16 protein-coding genes and 1 pseudogene are annotated in these 16,916 nt (G+C 64.9%); 3 read left to right on the plus strand and 14 right to left on the minus strand.

Features of this window, described 5'->3' with window-relative positions:
* Positions 1 to 48: 48 nt before the first annotated feature.
* Genes gph through AB4061_RS09355 form a run of 9 tightly spaced genes read right to left on the minus strand, consistent with a single transcriptional unit; the run spans position 49 to position 9,182 of the window.
* On the minus strand, positions 49 to 744 hold the full coding sequence (gene gph, locus AB4061_RS09315) for a phosphoglycolate phosphatase (protein WP_441633007.1): 696 nt from the start codon (positions 742 to 744) through the stop codon (positions 49 to 51).
* Positions 744 to 2,756: a transketolase gene (gene tkt, locus AB4061_RS09320; RefSeq protein WP_441633009.1), complete on the minus strand. Its 2,013-nt coding sequence runs from the start codon at positions 2,754 to 2,756 to the stop codon at positions 744 to 746. Before tkt ends, gph begins: the two co-directional genes overlap by 1 nt.
* Positions 2,757 to 2,767: 11 nt before the next feature.
* Complete coding sequence (locus AB4061_RS09325) at positions 2,768 to 3,646, minus strand: phosphoribulokinase (protein ID WP_441633011.1); 879 nt, start codon at positions 3,644 to 3,646, stop codon at positions 2,768 to 2,770.
* An 11-nt stretch (positions 3,647 to 3,657) separates the two neighbouring features.
* Positions 3,658 to 4,743 carry a class 1 fructose-bisphosphatase gene (locus AB4061_RS09330; RefSeq protein WP_441633013.1) on the minus strand — a complete coding sequence of 362 codons (1,086 nt, stop codon included), beginning with the start codon at positions 4,741 to 4,743 and terminating at the stop codon, positions 3,658 to 3,660.
* Between the two features lie 49 nt (positions 4,744 to 4,792).
* On the minus strand, positions 4,793 to 5,518 hold the full coding sequence (gene rpe / locus AB4061_RS09335) for a ribulose-phosphate 3-epimerase (protein ID WP_441633015.1): 726 nt from the start codon (positions 5,516 to 5,518) through the stop codon (positions 4,793 to 4,795).
* Between the two features lies 1 nt (position 5,519).
* On the minus strand, positions 5,520 to 6,284 hold the full coding sequence (locus AB4061_RS09340) for an HAD-IA family hydrolase (RefSeq protein WP_441633017.1): 765 nt from the start codon (positions 6,282 to 6,284) through the stop codon (positions 5,520 to 5,522).
* 3 nt (positions 6,285 to 6,287) lie between these two features.
* Complete coding sequence (gene cbbX / locus AB4061_RS09345; protein ID WP_441633019.1) at positions 6,288 to 7,199, minus strand: CbbX protein; 912 nt, start codon at positions 7,197 to 7,199, stop codon at positions 6,288 to 6,290.
* A 37-nt stretch (positions 7,200 to 7,236) separates the two neighbouring features.
* A complete protein-coding gene (locus AB4061_RS09350; RefSeq protein WP_416048518.1) occupies positions 7,237 to 7,656 on the minus strand; it encodes a ribulose bisphosphate carboxylase small subunit in 420 nt (139 codons plus the stop codon).
* 59 nt (positions 7,657 to 7,715) lie between these two features.
* Positions 7,716 to 9,182: a form I ribulose bisphosphate carboxylase large subunit gene (locus AB4061_RS09355; RefSeq protein ID WP_441633021.1), complete on the minus strand. Its 1,467-nt coding sequence runs from the start codon at positions 9,180 to 9,182 to the stop codon at positions 7,716 to 7,718.
* Positions 9,183 to 9,329: 147 nt separating this feature from the next.
* Between AB4061_RS09355 and AB4061_RS09360 the strand changes: the two genes are divergently transcribed.
* Positions 9,330 to 10,280: a LysR family transcriptional regulator gene (locus AB4061_RS09360; RefSeq protein ID WP_441633023.1), complete on the plus strand. Its 951-nt coding sequence runs from the start codon at positions 9,330 to 9,332 to the stop codon at positions 10,278 to 10,280.
* On the opposite strand, the gene AB4061_RS09365 is transcribed toward AB4061_RS09360, so the two are convergent.
* Positions 10,277 to 10,456: a hypothetical protein gene (locus tag AB4061_RS09365; protein ID WP_441633025.1), complete on the minus strand. Its 180-nt coding sequence runs from the start codon at positions 10,454 to 10,456 to the stop codon at positions 10,277 to 10,279. The two genes, AB4061_RS09360 and AB4061_RS09365, sit on opposite strands and share 4 nt — an antisense overlap.
* A 376-nt stretch (positions 10,457 to 10,832) precedes the next feature.
* Positions 10,833 to 10,931 (minus strand): aculeacin A acylase, encoded by a 99-nt coding sequence (locus AB4061_RS09370; RefSeq protein ID WP_441633027.1) that lies wholly within the window; start codon positions 10,929 to 10,931, stop codon positions 10,833 to 10,835.
* 416 nt (positions 10,932 to 11,347) lie between these two features.
* Here AB4061_RS09370 and AB4061_RS09375 point away from each other — a divergent pair, with 416 nt between their 5' ends.
* On the plus strand, positions 11,348 to 11,542 hold the full coding sequence (locus AB4061_RS09375; RefSeq protein ID WP_441633029.1) for a heavy-metal-associated domain-containing protein: 195 nt from the start codon (positions 11,348 to 11,350) through the stop codon (positions 11,540 to 11,542).
* 356 nt (positions 11,543 to 11,898) lie between these two features.
* On the opposite strand, the gene AB4061_RS09380 is transcribed toward AB4061_RS09375, so the two are convergent.
* Both AB4061_RS09380 and AB4061_RS09385 read right to left on the minus strand, forming a co-directional pair.
* On the minus strand, positions 11,899 to 13,875 hold the full coding sequence (locus AB4061_RS09380; protein ID WP_441633031.1) for a phosphatase PAP2 family protein: 1,977 nt from the start codon (positions 13,873 to 13,875) through the stop codon (positions 11,899 to 11,901).
* A gap of 407 nt (positions 13,876 to 14,282) precedes the next feature.
* A complete protein-coding gene (locus AB4061_RS09385) occupies positions 14,283 to 14,621 on the minus strand; it encodes a helix-turn-helix domain-containing protein (protein WP_441633033.1) in 339 nt (112 codons plus the stop codon).
* A gap of 976 nt (positions 14,622 to 15,597) precedes the next feature.
* Between AB4061_RS09385 and AB4061_RS09390 the strand changes: the two are divergent.
* Positions 15,598 to 15,792 (plus strand): annotated as a pseudogene (locus tag AB4061_RS09390) (transposase); the annotation flags it as partial.
* A 208-nt stretch (positions 15,793 to 16,000) separates the two neighbouring features.
* Here AB4061_RS09390 and AB4061_RS09395 read toward each other — a convergent pair.
* Positions 16,001 to 16,909: a LysR substrate-binding domain-containing protein gene (locus AB4061_RS09395; protein ID WP_441633035.1), complete on the minus strand. Its 909-nt coding sequence runs from the start codon at positions 16,907 to 16,909 to the stop codon at positions 16,001 to 16,003.
* Between the last annotated feature and the right edge of the window lie 7 nt (positions 16,910 to 16,916).

The following is a 16,916-nucleotide window of genomic DNA, read 5'->3' on the forward strand; positions in this document are numbered from 1 at the left end:
CTGCGTGGCTTGATCTATCGTTGCTCTGCTTCGCTCTGCCTGCCCGACTCAGGCCAGCATCCGGCACGCAGGCGCAAGCAGTGCCGGCAGGTCTTCCAGCGAATCGATCACCGCATCGCCACCCAACGCGGCAACGCCGCCGGGGCCGGCATAGCCGTACCGCACCAGGAAGACCGGCATGCCTGCGGCGCGCGCCGCGGCCACGTCAACCGCCGAATCGCCGACCAGCACGCTGCGCCGCTCATCCGCCTGCAGCAGCCGGCAAGCATGGCGCAGCGGCTCGGGGTCCGGCTTCATCCGCGCGATCGAGTCGCCGCCGACCAGAACCTCCAGGTACCTGGCCAGCCCGGTCACGGCCAGCAGTGGCGCTGCCAGCGCTCTGGGCTTGTTGGTCACGCACGCGAGCCGGTAGCCCTGTTGCTGCAAGGCCTCCAGCCCGGCCTGCACGCCGGGGAAAACGCGGCCAAGGTGCCCGTTGACTTCTGCGTAGTGGCGGTGGAACACCGCCTCGGCGGAATCAGCGCCATCCCGATCGCCGCTTGGCGCGGTCTCCAGCACGCGCCGCACCAGGTTGGGCACACCCTTGCCAATAAAGCCGCTGATGATGTCAAAGGGCAATGGCGCGCGGCCCAGTTCGTCCAGCATGCGGTTGGCAGCCTCCACGATGTCGTGCGCCGTATCAATCAGGGTGCCGTCGAGGTCGACCAGCACCGCGGTGTAAGGCATGTCCGCTGCGATGCGCATCACGGCCTCCCCAGCAGAGAACGCGCGGTATCCGCGACCCGCGCCGGCGTCAGGCCGAAGTGCTGGTACAGCGCTTCGGCTGGTGCCGAGGCACCGAAGGTATCGATTCCCACCGTGGCGCCCTGCTCGCCCACTACCGCGCGCCAGAACCAGGTGACGCCGGCCTCCACGCTGATGCGCGGCACACCGGGCGGCAGTACCGCTTCCCGGTAGGCCGCATCCTGCGCCTGAAAGCGCTCCACGCAGGGCATCGACACCACGCGCGTGTGGATCCCTTCCTCGGCCAGGTGGGCAGCGGCACGCACCGCGATCTCCACTTCCGAACCGGTAGCGATCAGCACCGCCTGAGGCGCCTGCGCGTCTTGCAGCACATAGCCGCCGCGCCGGATGCCGGCAAGTTGCCCGCCATCACGCGTGAACGGCGTCAGCGCCTGGCGCGACAGCAGCAGGCAGCTCGGCCCGTCGCCGCGCTGCACCGCGTCCAGCCAGGCCAGCGCGGTTTCCACGCCGTCGCAAGGGCGCCAGACCTGGTTGTTCGGGATCAGCCGCAAGCTGGCCGCGTGCTCGACCGGCTGGTGGGTGGGACCGTCCTCGCCCAGACCGATCGAGTCATGGGTGAGCACATGGATCACGCGTTGCCGCATCAGCGCGGCCATGCGGATGGCGTTTCGGGAATAGTCGGAGAACACCATGAACGTGCCACCGTACGGAATCAACCCGCCGTGCAGGGCCATGCCGTTCATGACCGCTGCCATGCCGAACTCGCGCACGCCGTAGCTGACGTAGTTGCCCTGCCCGGCGTGGTTGACCCACACCGAGGCCTTCACGTCGGTCAGGTTGGAGCCAGTCAGGTCGGCCGAGCCGCCCAGCAGCTCGGGCAAGGCGGCGCTCAGCGCTTCCAGCGTGAGTTGCGATGCCTTGCGCGTGGCGATCTTGCCGTGCAGGGCCGATGGTGTCTCCAGCAAGGCCATCAACCCGGCCTCGAATCCTTCCGGCAACCTGCCCCGGTCGCGGCGCAGGAACTCCGTGGCCAGCTCCGGATACGCCATGCTGTACCAGGCGAAACGTGCGTTCCAGTCCGCCTCGCGCTCGGCGCCCAGCGCACGCGCGTCCCAGGCGGCCGCCACGTCGGGTGGCACCGTGAAGGGCTCGGCCTCCCAGGCGAGCGTTTCGCGCATGGCGGCGATCTCCTGCGCGCCCAGCGGCGCGCCATGCACGTCGTGCCCGCCGGCCTTGGCCGGCGCGCCCTTGCCGATCACCGTCTTGCAGCAGATCAGCGTTGGACGCTCGCCCTGCGCCTTGGCCTGGCGGATGGCCCCATCGATGGCGCGGGCATCATGGCCATCGACGTTCGGGATCACATGCCAGCCGTAGGCTTCGAAGCGCCGCGGCGTGTCGTCGGCAAACCAGCCCGACACCTCGCCGTCGATGGAGATGCCGTTGTCGTCGTACAGGCAGATCAGCTTGCCGAGCCGCAGCGTCCCCGCCAACGAACAGGCTTCGTGGCTGATGCCCTCCATCAGGCAGCCATCACCGAGGAACACATAGGTGTGGTGATCCACGATGGCATGGCCCGGCCGATTGAAGTGCGCGGCCAGCAGCCTCTCCGACAGCGCCATGCCAACCGCGTTGGCCAGACCCTGCCCGAGCGGGCCGGTGGTGGTCTCGATGCCCGGCGTGTGGCCGACTTCCGGATGCCCCGGCGTGGCCGAATGCAACTGGCGAAACTGGCGCAGCTGCGCCATCGGCAGCGCGTAGCCGCTCAGGTGGAGCAACCCGTACAGCAGCATGGAGGCATGGCCGTTGGAGAGCACGAAGCGGTCACGGTCGGGCCATGCCGGGTTGGCGGGGTTATGGCGCAGGTGATGCCGCCACAGCACTTCGGCCATCTCGGCCATGCCCATGGGCGCTCCCGGATGGCCAGACCTGGCCTGCTCCACCGCGTCGGCCGCGAGAAAGCGTAGCGCGTGGGCGCAGCGCGCCGCCGGATCGATACGTTCTGGTGCGTTCATGGCTTGACTCCTTACTCGTCGGCGCGCTGGCGGCGCTCCATCATGCGCAGCACGAAGGGGGTGAAGATCAGCTGCATGGCGAGTTCCATCTTGCCGCCGGGAACCACGATGGTATTGGCGCGCGACATGAAGGAGTCGTGCACCATGCTCAGCAGGTACTGGAAGTCGATGCCCTTGGGGTTGGCGAAGCGGATCACCACCATGCTTTCGTCCGGCGCCGGAATCTCGCGGGCGATAAACGGGTTGGAGGTATCCACGCACGGCACGCGCTGGAAATTCACGTGGGTACGCGAGAATTGCGGGCAGATGTAATTCACGTAGTCCGGCATGCGCCGCAGGATGGTGTCGGTCACCGCCTCGCTCGAGTAGCCACGCTGCTTCTGGTCGCGCCACAGCTTCTGGATCCATTCCAGGTTGATCACCGGCACCACGCCGATCAGCAGGTCGGGATAGCGGGCCACATTGACCTCGTCGGTCACCACGCCGCCGTGCAGGCCCTCGTAGAACAGCAGCTCGGCGTCATCCGGCAGCGGCTCCCAGGCGGTAAAGGTGCCCGGTTCCTGCTGGCAGGCGGCAGCCTCCTCGGCGTTGTGCAGGTAGCGGCGCCGCATGCCGGTGCCGGACTCCGCATAGGTGCGGAACAGGTTTTCCAGCTCACCAAAGAGGTTGGTGCCGGGGCCGAAGTGGCTGAAGTTCATATTGCCGCTCTGCTCCGCCTCGGTCATCCGGACCTTCATCTCGGCGCGGTTGTAGCGGTGGAAGCTGTCGCCCTCGATCACCACGGATTTCACGCCTTCGCGGCGAAAGATGTTCTCGAAGGTGCGGGTGACGGAGGTGGTGCCGGCGCCGGAGGAACCGGTAATGGCGATGATGGGATAGCGTTCGGACATGAGCATGCACCTCAGGCGGGGACGCGGAACAGGCTGCGTTCGTTGAACAGGGGATTAGGAAGCTCGGCGCCGGGCGGATCGCTGTGATAGCGCTCGATCCGCTCCACCTCGTTGCGCGAGCCGAAAACCACGCCGATGCGCTGGTGCAGCGCGCCCGGCTGGACCGACATCAACGGCTGCCGACCGGTGCTGGCGCGCCCGCCCGCCTGCTCCATCAGGAACGCGATGGGGTTGGCCTCGTACAGCAGGCGCAGGCGACCGGCCTTGGCCGGGTCCTTGCTGTCGCGTGGATACATGAAGACGCCGCCGCGCATCAGGATGCGGTGCGCCTCGGCCACCATCGAGGCAATCCAGCGCATGTTGAAATCCTTGCCGCGCGGCCCGGTCCTGCCCGCCACGCACTCGGCGATGTACTGCCGCACCGGCGCCTCCCAGAAGCGGCTGTTGGAGGTATTGATGGCGAACTCGTGCGTGTCCGGCGGCACCATCAGGTTGGCGTGGGTGAGGAAGAACTCGCCCAGGTTGGGATCCAGCGTGAAGCCGTTGACGCCATTGCCCACGGTGAGCACCAGCATGGTGGTGGGACCATAGATGGCGTAGCCGGCCGCGACCTGGGCCGTGCCGGGTTGCAGGAAATGCTGCTCGGCCACCGCATCCACGCCCTCCGGCGCGCGCAGCACGGAGAAGATGCTGCCCACCGAGACGTTGACATCGATATTGGATGAGCCGTCGAGCGGATCGAACACCAGCAGGTACTTGCCGCGCGGATACTGCGACGGGATCTGGTAAGGCGTCTCCATTTCCTCCGACGCCATGCCGGCCAGGTAGCCCCCCCACTCGTTGACGCGCAGGAAGGCAGCATTGCTCAGCACATCGAGCTTTTGCTGCGTCTCGCCCTGTACGTTGACGGCGCCATCGGCGCTGCCATGCAGGCCGCCCAGCGCGCCAAGCGCGACGGCGCGCGCGATCTCCTTGCAGGCCATGGCGACGTTGAGTATCAGGCCATTGAAGCCGCCGCTGGCCTGCGGGTAGCGGCGGCGCTCCTCAATCAGGAACTGCGTCAAGGTCATTCGGTGTGGCTGGTTTTGCTGTGGCATGGCAGGTCTCCTCTTTTTATCGGTCTTTGCATTGCGTGCCGGGGCCGCGCTAAGCCAGCGCGGCTTCGCGCAAATGCCGAAGAATGGCGCGATAGCCGCCGTCCGGATCCGGCGCGCCGAATACCGCGCTGCCGGCGACGAAGGTATCCGCGCCCGCACGGGCGATGTCGGCAATGTTGTCGCGCTTCACGCCGCCGTCGACCTCCAGCCAGACGGGCCGGCCGCCGGCCTTGACGTGCCGGTCGATGCGGGCGCGCGCCTCGCGCAGCTTGGCGAGCGTGCCTGGAATGAACTGCTGTCCGCCGAAGCCCGGATTCACGCTCATCAGCAACACCATGTCGAGCTGGTCCAGCGTGTGGGCCAGGTAGTCCAGCGGCGTGGCCGGATTGAACACCAGGCCGGCCTTGCAGCCGTGCTCGCGAATCAGCCCGATCGTGCGGTCGACATGACGGCTCGCTTCCGGATGAAAGGTGATGATCGAGGCGCCAGCCTTGGCGAACATCGGGATCAGCGCATCGACCGGCTCCACCATCAGGTGCACGTCGATGGGGATGGAGACATGCGGGCGGATCGCCTCGCACACCAGGGGGCCGATGGTCAGGTTGGGCACATAGTGGTTGTCCATCACGTCGAAGTGCACCAGGTCGGCACCCGCTGCCTCGATCGCGCGCACTTCCTCGCCCAGTCGCGCGAAATCGGCGGACAGGATGGAGGGCGCAAGGCGAATCGTCCGGCTCTTTCCGCCTTCATCGCCTTCATGGTCATGGGTACGCATATCAGGCAGCCTCGAACAAGGTGCCGCGATGCCAGCGGCGCAGCGCAGCCAGATCGGCCCAGCGGTGGTCAGCGCCCGGCAGGGGCTGTGGCATCGGCTCGCCGGGATCACCAAGATGCGGCAGCACCAGCAGCGCGCCATCGAAGCGCTCCTGCGCGGTATAGGCGGTTGGCGTGATCACAGTGGGAATGCCGGCCGCCTGCGCGGCGCGCAAGCCGTTCTCGGAATCCTCCAGCGCCAGGCAGTCGGCCGCTTCCAGGGCGAGCCGCGCCAGCACCGCCAGGTAGACATCCGGCGCGGGCTTTTTTACCGCGGTGGTGCCGGCGTCGCAGATGGCGGCAAAGTGCTGGCGCCAGCCCGCGCCCAGCGGCGCGCGCAGCAGCGCGTCGAGGTTGGCCGGCGTGGTGGTGGTGGCGATCGCGATGGGCGTGCCGGACTGGCCGGCCTCCTCGATCAACCGCGCAATGCCGGGGCGCAGCGGCAGCGCGCCGCCGCCGACGCGCTCGGCATAGTGGCGGGTCTTGATGGCGTGCACCGCCGCGATGGTTTCAGCCACCTTGCTGCCGCGGGCTTCCTCCGGATCCACCATGCGCCAGTAATGCAGCAGCCGCTCCTTGCCGCCGGCCACCTTGAGCAGGCGCGTGTAGAGCGCCGCATCCCAGCACCAGTCGAGGCCGACCTCGGCAAACGCGGCATTGAAGGCATGGAGATGGGCGGACTCCGTATCGGCCAGGCTGCCGTCGACATCGAAGATCAGGGCTTGCATGGCTCACTCCTTGTCGGGTGCCGGCGCGAACACGCGGCTGGCGAGCAGATCGGGGGCGGTAATGGTGGTCAGCGCCAGGTCGTCGGCGACCGCGCCGGGGTCGCGCAGCAGGCGCGAAGCGTGGCGCAGCCGCGCGCGGTCGAGCGCGTTGCGCACGCTGCGGGCATTGGCAAAGTGCGGCTGCGCCATGCGGCGCACCAGGTAGTCGGCAAAGACGGCACGGCTCTGCGCGTCGAAGCGGTACTGCATCGCATCCAGCATCAGGTCCGCGATCTGGCCCAGTTCGTCGACCTGGTAGTCGGGAAAATCGATGTGATGGGCAATGCGCGAGGACATGCCCGGATTGGATTCGAAAAACCGGTCCATGCGGTCCTTGTAGCCGGCCAGGATCACCACCAGGTCGTCCCGGTTGTTCTCCATCACCTGCAGCAGGATCTCGATGGCTTCCTGGCCGTAGTCGCGCTCGTTCTCGGGCCGGTAGAGGTAGTAGGCCTCGTCGATAAACAGCACGCCGCCCATCGCCTTCTTCAGGATTTCCTTGGTCTTGGGCGCGGTGTGGCCAATGTACTGGCCGACCAGGTCATCGCGCGTGACTGCCACCAGGTGTCCCCGGCGCACATAGCCGAGCTGATGGAGTATCTGCGCCATGCGCATGGCCACGGTGGTCTTGCCGGTGCCGGGATTGCCGGTGAAGCACATGTGCAGGCTGGGCGCGCCGGCGCTGAACCCGCGCGCCGCCCGCAGCTTGTCAACCAGCAGCAGCGCCGCGATATCGCGGATACGCGATTTCACCGGCGCCAGCCCGATCAGCTGGCGGTCAAGCTGGTCCAGCAAGCCGGCGATGCCCGAGCTGGCAAGCAGGTCCGCCAGCGTGCCGGGCGGCTGCAGGTGCGAGGGGGATTCTGGCGCGGACATGGCGTCCTCCCTGAATGTCGGCGAAAGGTCGGCTGGCTTAATAACGGCTGCCTTCGGGGCGAGCCTGCACGGCGTAGCTTTCGATCGAATAGCGCACCGTGCGGCCCGGCTCTTCCTGACGCACCAGGCGGAAGCCCGGCTCGTCCGCGGGACGGTTGACGATGAACGACATCACCACCGACTCCACCGTATGGGTCGCGTCGAAGGCCATCACGCGGATATAGTGGTTGGGGAACGTCTTGCGCGCGTTGTTGACCTCCAGCAGGATGCCGGCGGCATCGCGCAGGTCGAACATCGGCAGGCCGAACATCTCCCAGTACGTGTTGCGCGGATGCGGGTCGTCGGTGTATTCGATGCCGACGGCCCAGCCTTTGCCCAGGCAGTACTCGACCTGGCTGGTGATCTGTGCGTCGGTGAGCTCAGGCAGGAAGGAGAAAGTGCCTTGCGTAATGCGCATGATGTCCTCGTCTCTGGTTCGTTGGTATCGGATGGTCTCGATCAGGGCGCGCGGCGCGCTCAGGCCACCGATGCGGTGGGCACGAAATCCGAGGTGTCGGTCGGCGTGTAGTTGAAGCTGATATCGCCCCAGGTATCGAGCGCGGCCCGCAGCGGCGAGCACCACCTGGCGGCATCGCGCAGGATGTCCGGTCCCTCGTTGGCAATATCGCGCCCTTCGTTGCGTGCCAGCACCATCGCTTCCAGCGCCACGCGATTGGCCGTAGCGCCGGCCTGGATGCCTTGCGGGTGGCCGATGGTGCCGCCACCGAACTGCAGCACGACGTCATCGCCGAACAGGTCGAGCAATTGGTGCATCTGGCCTGCGTGGATGCCGCCCGAGGCCACCGGCATCACCTTGCGCAACGAGGCCCAGTCCTGGTCGAAGAACAGCCCGCGCGTCAGGTCGGTCTTCGTATAAGCGTCGCGGCAGACGTTGTAATAGCCCTGCACGGTGAGTGGATCGCCTTCGAGCTTGCCCACCGCCGTGCCCGTATGCATATGATCGACCCCGGCCAGGCGCAGCCATTTGGCGATCACCCGGAACGACACGCCGTGATTTTTCTGGCGTGTGTAGGTGCCATGGCCAGCGCGGTGCAAGTGCAGCACCATGTCGTTCTGGCGGCACCAGTTGCTCATCGACTGGATGCAGGTCCAGCCCACGATCAGGTCGATCATGACGATCACCGAGCCGAGCGATTTGGCGAACTCGGCGCGCCGGTACATCTCCTCCATGGTGCCGGCGGTCACGTTGAGGTAGCTGCCCTTGACCTCGCCGGTCGCTGCGGATGCCTTGTTGACCGCATCCATCACGAACAGGAAGCGGTCACGCCAGTGCATGAAGGGTTGCGAATTGATGTTCTCGTCGTCCTTCATGAAATCCAGCCCGCCCTTCAGGCCTTCATAGACCACGCGGCCGTAGTTGCGCCCCGACAGCCCCAGCTTGGGCTTGGTGGTGGCGCCCAGCAGCGGGCGGCCGAACTTGTCAAGGCGCTCGCGCTCGACAATGATGCCGGTGGGCGGGCCGGCGAAGGTCTTCACATAGGCCACTGGGAAACGCATGTCTTCCAGGCGGGCCGCCTTGATCGGCTTGAAGCTGAACACGTTGCCGATGATGGAGGCGGTCAGGTTGGCGATCGAGCCTTCCTCGAACAGCGACAGGTCGTACGCCACGTAGCAGAAAAACTGCTCGGGATTGTTCGGCACCGGATCCACGCGATAGGCCTTGGCCCGGTACATATCGCAGGCGGTCAGGCGGTCGGTCCACACCACCGTCCAGGTAGCGGTGGACGATTCGCCAGCTACCGCGGCGGCAGCCTCGACCGGATCCACGCCCGCCTGCGGCGTGATGCGGAACAGTGCGAGCAGATCGGTGTCCTTGGGCTCGTAGCCTTCATCCCAATAGCCCATCTCCTTGTACTTCATCACGCCGGCGTCGTAGCGCTTGCGCGGCTTGGCGGTGGCTTGGATCGTCTCAGGTGCGTTCATGGTGTTTCCTTCCCGTGGGTTGGCGACTTGGCTGCCTGACTGCATTGCGGCGTCGTGAGGGAAAAGATACCCAGCTATCCCCATAAGGTAAATTCAGATATTCTTAGCCAGCATATAAGGGATCCCTTAAGGTGTTGCACGCCAGCCATGTCCTTCCTCCGTTCCCTCACCCTTCGCCAGTTGCAGATCTTCGTCACCGTTGCCCGGCACGCCAGCTTCGTGCGGGCGGCCGAGGAACTGCACCTGACCCAGCCGGCGGTCTCAATGCAGGTCAAGCAGCTCGAGTCCGTGGTCGGGCTGCCGCTGTTCGAGCGCGTCAGCCGCCAGCTCACCCTGACCGAGGCCGGCGACCGCCTCCTGCATCACGCCTCGCGCATCCTAGGTGAGGTGAAAGACGCCGAGGACGGGCTGCAGGCCGTCAAGGGCATTGACCAGGGCTCGATCTCGATCGGGCTGATCAGCACCGCCAAGTATTTCGCGCCAAAGCTGCTCGCTGCCTACTCGGCGCGCTACCCGAACGTGGACGTTCGCTTCGCCGAAGGCAACCGCGAGACGCTGCTGCGCCTGCTGCAGGACAACGAAATCGACCTCGCGCTGATGGGCCGGCCACCGCGCGAGCTGGTTGCCGTCTCGGAACCCATCGCCACGCACCCGCACGTGATAGTGGCCTCGCCACGGCATCCACTGCTCGAGGCAGAGGGCTTCGATCTGCAAGAACTGCGCCACGAAACCTTCCTGCTGCGCGAGCCCGGCTCCGGCACCCGCACGGTGGCCGAGGAAATGTTCAGGCACCACTTGTTCGCGCCGGCCAAAGTGGTCACTCTGGGCAGCAATGAAACAATCAAGCAGGCCGTGATGGCCGGCATGGGCATCAGTCTGTTGTCACTGCACACTCTGTCACTGGAATTGCGCACCAAGGAGATTGCTCTGCTGGATGTGTCCGGCACGCCGATCGAACGCGTCTGGCATATCGTGCACATGGCGAGCAAGCGGCTGATGCCTGCGAGCGAAGGTTGCCGTGCGTTCCTGCTAGAACATACGGCGGCGTACCTGGGGCGGGAATACGCCGGGCTGTTGCCTGGGCGGCGCACGGCCTAGCGGTTGGAGGGGTGCCTGGGTGCGTAGCGCGTCGTCCAGGGTTGGCCGATGCGCGGCAAGCGCACATCAGCCGTGCCGGCGTTGGCGCGCAACACCAACTCACCGATGATGCCACCGTCCACCAGCAGTTCGGTGCCGGTGAGATAGGCGCCGCTTCCGACGCGAGAGCGGTGCACACGTGGGCCACGTGCGTGCGCGGCCCATGGAACCTGCGCGGCGCGTACTGCTGCGCCACAATCCGTGTGAAATGGGTCACCACCGGCTTGGCAGATCCGTAGAACTGGCCCTTTAGCCGCACACCCCGCCTATCGCGTCATGCGCGGCGCGAAGGTAGCTTCCAAGATGCTCGACACGTTGCGTATCGTCAAGCATCCCTGCGCCGAATCGCGGGTCGTTCAGTGCGAAACCAGTCTCGGTGATGTAGATTTCCTGGGCGGCCTGTCCTGCCATCGGACAGGACAGGTATCGCCGTCTTACGTCAACAGACGAGGGACGGCCATCGCCTATCGATGGCAGCGCGGGGCCGGCGGGCCCGCTCCCAACGCCGCCGGATTACTGGCTCAGCCGCGTTACCTTCAACTGCGGGTCCGCCGCGATGGCCTGCTCGCTGAACGGCAGCCGCACCCAGCGCTTGGCGGAGTACTCCGCCATCTGGTCAAAGGCGTGCGGCGACTGCTGACCTATGGCGTAGGCCTTGGGGATCTGACCGCCCAGATTGCCCGATCCTTACGGATTTGGCTGTGCCGACTGCCGCGGCCAAACAGCGTTCACAGGCTCCACATAGGACGCCTCGGTTTGGGGTCAACGCGCCCGCCTCGTCACGCGATCGCGCCGCCACGGCGACTCGTTCGCGCGCTGAGATGAGCGCGCACCAGATTTCTTGCCTCATTCTTACCCAACCGAGGTCAGCGTTCTTCAATGGTCATCCCTTCTCGGGTTCGCTCAAACGCGGGGCAAGAATTCCGCCATCGAAATCGACGTAAAAAAATTTCGCTGAAAAGCGTTTGACCTTACCACGCTGTCAAACCCCATATTGGTCGGACAGAGTAACCAACCAGGAGATCAAGATGCTTCGTTTCTACATTCCAAACATGACCTGCGGCGGCTGCGCCAAATCCGTCACCAAGGCGCTGCTGAGCGTCGATCCGCAAGCCCGCGTCGAAACCGACCCGCCCGCGCGTGAAGTTCGGGTCGATAGCGCCTTGGACGAGAGCGCTTTCCTCGCGGTGCTTAGCGAGGCCGGGTACCCGGACAAGCAGTGACCCGAAGCGATGACGATTGACGTTGACAGCCTTGGCCGGTGTACGAAACGCGCTTCTTTAGGGCCTCCAGAACTGCCAACGCCCCGGTACTGTCGGCGATGTCCGCCGGCGTCAAGTTCGCCATCAGCAACCGGCCATTCGTATCCACGGCAATATGTCATCCAGGCTGAGGTTGGCGATTGACTCGTCATCGCCCCGTCTCCCATTCGTCGATTGGGAGACGGGCGACACCCACCGACAATGGACATCACCGGAAATCAGGAAAGCCGCCCGAATGAACTGCACCCCAAGAGCTGGACACCCGTTCAACCTTTGGGGTGCAGTTCACGAAGGTGGCTTTCTTCGTTGTCACAACATCAAGCCGTCCCGTCGATCCGCAGCGACAAGCCCGTAGGCGTGTAGATGGCCGTGGTCTTGTAGCCCGGCACCGAGATGGTGGTGTATTGGCCCTTCAGGCTGGCACTGGAAAGCAGGCTGATGGTGTCCCCCGCCGCCGGACGGAAGCCGCTGCGGAAGTTCACCGTCAACGCGCCGCCCGCCACGGTGGCGATGCCACTGACCGCGAGACGGCCGGCGCCCCCGCTGCCCACGTCCAGTTGCAACGTGGTGTTGGCCAGCTGCGTGTAGGCGCCGGCGATCACCAACTGTGCGTCGGCGCTGGAAGCCAGGGTGCCGCCACCGAGATAGACGTCGCCCTTGCCGAAGGCCGTGGCCGAGAGGGCCTGCAGCGTGCCGGCCGCGACCTGCGTGCCGCCGGTGTAGCTGTTCTGGCCGCCCAGGCGCAGCGTGCCGCTGCCCTGCTTGTTCAGCTTGCCGGCACCGCCGATGTCGTTGCGCCAGGTGTCGAGCGCATTGAAGCCGCCCAGAGAGGCATCCATGTTGACCACCACGTCGCCGTTGAAGGCGCCGTAGCCGTCTGCCGCGGCGAACAAGTTGATGCGTCCCCAGCCCTCGGCGTCGTCCATCACCGGATAGCCCGACGGCATCGCAGTGGTCTTCAATACCACGCGGCGCTGGTTGGCATCCAGGTAAGGCAGGCGCGTTTCCAGCAGCACCTCGGCGCTCTTGGGGACCACCGCTGGCTTGGTGGTATCGGCGATCTGCGCGAAGCCAAAAGTCATGCGGCGGTTGTAGTTGGCCTTGTTGGTGGCGTAGTCCGCAAAGCGGTCGGTGGCCGTGGTGCCGGAATGCGCGATATCGTTGAAGGCCAGCTTGGTATCAGCCTTGGCCGCCGCCATCAGCGTGCTGTGGGCCTGGTCATAAGCGGCGGCCTTGCGCGCGGCGTTGGCGCCAGTGGCGATGCTGGCGGCGGCGGTGGCCTGGCCGAGCATGCGGCCACTGACCACGTCCAGCGGCGAATGCATGCCAGCGACAATGCGGTTCTCGCCCAGCTCCAGTCCGCGTGTGACCATTTCCTGGAAGCGCTCCGGTACGGCATAGGCCATGGCGATGGCGTCGCGCACGGCTTCGGCGGTGTGGCCGCTGGTGAAACCGCCATCGGTGGCGGGCGTGCCGCTTTTGGCCGGCACCAGCGCGGGGATGAGGTTGACACTGCTGCTCCAGCGCCACGGCCGCGCGTATTTGTAGAAGCGCTTGGCCGGCTCAGTGGAGCCGTTCTCGCCGATGTTGCTCACAAAGTCCACCACGGTGCCAAAACTGGTGTTGGTGCTACCTCCCACGCCGACGTTGTTGCCGCCGTCGTTGTACAACACGGTGGTGGCGTCGCTAGCGATGCTGGTGATGGTGGTGGTCTGTTGCGCGGCGGCCTGCCAGGTGGCAGTCAGCGGGCCCAGGCCGTCACTGACGCTGTAACCCTTGTTGCGCCGATCGTCCAGGTACGCGGCCAGTTCCTGCGCGGCAGTGCGCTGCGCGGTCACATTGGCCACGTACTGGATGTTGGCGCCGAGCACGCTTGCGTTCAGGATGGTGCCATCGGTACTGTCTCCAGGAATGCCGGTCCAGCTGGATGCCACCACGGCGGGGAAGCTGCCGTTCGCGRCCGCGGTGACGCCGGCATCAACGATCAGCGTAGTGGGCTTCCACAGGTCAAGAAAGCCGCTTAACACGCGCACCCCGGCGTTGGTTTCCTTGGTGGCGTAGCGCGCGTCGCCGCGTTGGTTCGTATAGGCGTAGTCCACGAAGGGCAGTACGGCGGCCTGGTCGGCCACCGGTGCGGAGTCGGCGAAGCCCAGGTCCTTGGGTGCGGCGGGGATCGACAGCGGCTGCGCGAGCGCGGATGTGGTGGTGGCATCGTCGCCACCACCGCAGGCGGTCAGCAACATGGCGCCGATCAACGCGGCGGTCAGGACACGGAGGGAACTTGGAGGAAACATGAGATGCGGGCGCCAGGGCCCAGGGCGTTGCGATCCGCGGATGCTACGCAGTCATTGTGAATTCTTTATGACTCTTAATGCACTTTTTTGGTGCGCCGCGCAATTGGGACGACTTCATCTCAGCTCCGTCGACCGAGGTCATCTCCATTGGCCCCTGCGAGCCAAATTCTGTTGGATCTTTGATGACATTGACTGTCAGCCATGCCTGGTTGGCCGCCAAAAGTTCCTCCAAGCGGGACGGCCCCTCTTGAAGGATTGACTGACGGGTTCTGATTTTGGCGGTTAATTGCGATAATTGTCTTCTGCTGGCAGGGAATGGCTAAGCCTACATTCTCCACACACCTAACATTGCAGCGAAAGTCCCATTTCGCGATTGCCGCTTGCTAGCTGCCGTGCCGGGACGGCAATTAGTCCCATTCCAAATCCCTCGGCCGCCCTACTTCGTACGCCTTAGACTCGCGCGCTGCATGAGATGCGGCTTGCTCAAGAAGGGGCACGTGATCCTTCGGGACGACCAGCATTGTCAAACCCAAACCAGCTAGAGCGCGGAGGACATAGTCAAGATGAACACCCTTTCCGTTCTCCAGCTTCGACAGCATTCCCACAGACACCCCGCACGTCCGCGCGGCCTGATCGATTGGCAGGCCTTGGGCAGCGCGAGTCGCGCGCACCCTATCCCCAAGATGGGAGCAAATCTTGATCGTGGCGCGGGATGGCAACGTTGGATCTGGCAAAGGTCGTGGCATGGGCAATACAAAGTCATGAGAGCCGCTAAGAGTAGTGGCCACATCGTTATTTCACGAAAATGAAAGTATATCGGAGACCGGCTTGCTTCTTACCAAGTTCAAGGACCACTGCATCAGCGGGTAGCGGCATTACCGCTGGCATCTAAGGCGCGAACCTGATCGAAAGCGCCTGAAAGCTGCTCCGTCATTCGAGGACAATCCGGCCGCGAAATGGGTGCGCTAGGTGCATTGGCCAGAGGAAGCGCAAGAACCCTTCTACCAGCCTGAGGGCGCCACGCCCGCCTGCTGGGCACGGGGAGGGGGCAACCAAACACTGCGGCACAGCCGCGCCATCACGGCGTTCTTCCTCGAAACTAGCGACAGGCCGAAGAGCCGCGAACGACCACGCGTGAAGCTCTGCAAACCGAGCCAGCCAAGGAGGCCATCCGTCGCGTGCGTGGCGTCCGAACTTTTCGCCTCCCTCCGTTCCCGGTACCGATCCTATACCGCTGCTGAGAGAATGCGCCGTGGTAACCGGACCTACTGTTGCGATAGAAGCTCCTTTCGCAATTGCCGAAATCACTTCATACGCCTTCGGCACCGTCGTCTGTACATAACCGTTTATGTGGCCTAGACCGCCCCATCTGCTCGGTCAACCCCATCCTCGCCTTGCCGACATGTATGCCCGCGAACCCTCGGAGCCAAGCCCCAGCCAAGTTCGCAGGCTACCTGCCTCACCTTCTCCCCGCAGAAATTGGTTCGCAAGGGGCGCCTAGAGCGTGTTATGCACCTTTTGCCGAGAATACAGTCGGAGGTGGATGGCAAAACGTTAACGGTATCGCAGCGATGTTTCTGACGAGGGTTGAAGCTTCGCGGCCCCGTATTTGACGCTGATGAGCGAGCACGCACCGCAGCGCTCGCATGACTTGCGCGAATTGTTTTAATGGGCTTCGCTGGGGTTGGCCAGGGCAGGCGCGCCGTGGCGAATGCGGTCCATACCGTCAAGATCGCCTTTGCAGACCAGGGTTACACTTGTGACGAACCAGCACAAGCTGCTCGCGACGCAGGGATGGATCTGCAGATGATCAAGCCGCCCGCAACCAAGAAGGGCTTCGCTCTCCTGCCTCGGCGATGGGTCGTTGAACGCAGCTTCGGCTGGCTCAATCGGGTCCGTAGACTAGCTCGCGACTATGCGCGTTTGCCCGGCATATTGTCCGGCCTGCATTTTGTCGTCTTCGCGATGCTCATGCTCGTTCATCTCAGCCCGTCAGCAACTACGAGGGGCTGGGCGAACCGGCCGTTCTTGTTCGTGACTATCCCCCACGGGATCCCCGCACATCCAGTTCCTCGAGCATCGCGTCGACGCGCTGCAGAAATGCTCGTAGCAGTGCAGGCTCCGCTCAGTCCATTGCCCCCATCCAAGCTGCAAAAGCCTCAATGTCCGCTTGCCGCAAGTTCTGGGCCATGGCGACCAGGTAAAAGCCATAGCCTGGCAGCGACAGGGGATGCGCCTTGACCAGTGCCCCGGATCTCAGCTCATGGCCCACCACAACGTCGCTGCAGATCGCGACCCCCTGCCCCGCGACCACGGCGTCGATGGCGTGCAGTTCCTCCCGGAAACTGAGCGCCCACATTTTGTCGGCCACCTTCAAGCTCGGATCGATCAGGCCCGCAGTCGCAAGCCATTGCAGCCATGTGGGGGCGTGCGGATCCCGGGTCATCCAGTCGAAGTGGATAAGGGGGAAGCGCAGCAAATCCGACGCGCGCTCGATGGCATGTCCATCCTTAACCAATAGCGCCGGGCTGCAGATCGGGAAAAACGTGTCCCGACAGATCTCCCGCACAACGAATCCTGTTGGCATGGTCCGGGCATAGCGGATCGCCACATCGGCGTCACCCGATCGAAGGTCCAAGATCGCGTCAGTTCCGATGATCTCAAGCGCGATGTCGGGGTATCGCTCCCGCCACTGCGGCAGACGCGGGACCAGCCATCGGCTCGCGAACGCATTGGGGCTCGTGACGCGCAGCGGAATCGGCGCGCTGGATTCGGCCATCCCCGCCACCGCGCCCACGAGGGCATCGAAGCCATCGCGCAACGCCGGATACAGCCTCGCACCCGCGCCCGTCAGCACCAGAGGCCGCGGGTGGCGCTGGAACAGGCGTTGCCCACACGTCTCTTCCAGCAGCCGGATCTGATGGCTGATGGCCGTGGGCGTCACATGGAGTTCCGCGGCCGCCGCCTTGAAACTGCCAAGCCTAGCGGCAGCCTCAAAGGCCTGCAGCGATCGCAGAGGGGGCAGCTTTCTCATGGGCGTA

This window comes from Cupriavidus sp. YAF13, from assembly GCF_052113425.1.
In the GTDB taxonomy this organism is placed as follows: Bacteria; Pseudomonadota; Gammaproteobacteria; order Burkholderiales; family Burkholderiaceae; genus Cupriavidus.

Excerpts from the sequence above, each read along its gene's own strand:
- gph (WP_441633007.1), bottom strand. The coding sequence starts at position 744 with ATGCGCATCGCAGCGGACATGCCTTACACCGCGGTGCTGGTCGACCTC.
- tkt (WP_441633009.1), bottom strand. The coding sequence starts at position 2,756 with ATGAACGCACCAGAACGTATCGATCCGGCGGCGCGCTGCGCCCACGCG.
- AB4061_RS09325 (WP_441633011.1), bottom strand. The coding sequence starts at position 3,646 with ATGTCCGAACGCTATCCCATCATCGCCATTACCGGTTCCTCCGGCGCC.
- AB4061_RS09330 (WP_441633013.1), bottom strand. The coding sequence starts at position 4,743 with ATGCCACAGCAAAACCAGCCACACCGAATGACCTTGACGCAGTTCCTG.
- rpe (WP_441633015.1), bottom strand. The coding sequence starts at position 5,518 with ATGCGTACCCATGACCATGAAGGCGATGAAGGCGGAAAGAGCCGGACG.
- AB4061_RS09340 (WP_441633017.1), bottom strand. The coding sequence starts at position 6,284 with ATGCAAGCCCTGATCTTCGATGTCGACGGCAGCCTGGCCGATACGGAG.
- cbbX (WP_441633019.1), bottom strand. The coding sequence starts at position 7,199 with ATGTCCGCGCCAGAATCCCCCTCGCACCTGCAGCCGCCCGGCACGCTG.
- AB4061_RS09350 (WP_416048518.1), bottom strand. The coding sequence starts at position 7,656 with ATGCGCATTACGCAAGGCACTTTCTCCTTCCTGCCTGAGCTCACCGAC.
- AB4061_RS09355 (WP_441633021.1), bottom strand. The coding sequence starts at position 9,182 with ATGAACGCACCTGAGACGATCCAAGCCACCGCCAAGCCGCGCAAGCGC.
- AB4061_RS09360 (WP_441633023.1), top strand. The coding sequence starts at position 9,330 with ATGTCCTTCCTCCGTTCCCTCACCCTTCGCCAGTTGCAGATCTTCGTC.
- AB4061_RS09370 (WP_441633027.1), bottom strand. The coding sequence starts at position 10,931 with ATGGCGGAGTACTCCGCCAAGCGCTGGGTGCGGCTGCCGTTCAGCGAG.
- AB4061_RS09375 (WP_441633029.1), top strand. The coding sequence starts at position 11,348 with ATGCTTCGTTTCTACATTCCAAACATGACCTGCGGCGGCTGCGCCAAA.
- AB4061_RS09385 (WP_441633033.1), bottom strand. The coding sequence starts at position 14,621 with ATGCCACGACCTTTGCCAGATCCAACGTTGCCATCCCGCGCCACGATC.
- AB4061_RS09395 (WP_441633035.1), bottom strand. The coding sequence starts at position 16,909 with ATGAGAAAGCTGCCCCCTCTGCGATCGCTGCAGGCCTTTGAGGCTGCC.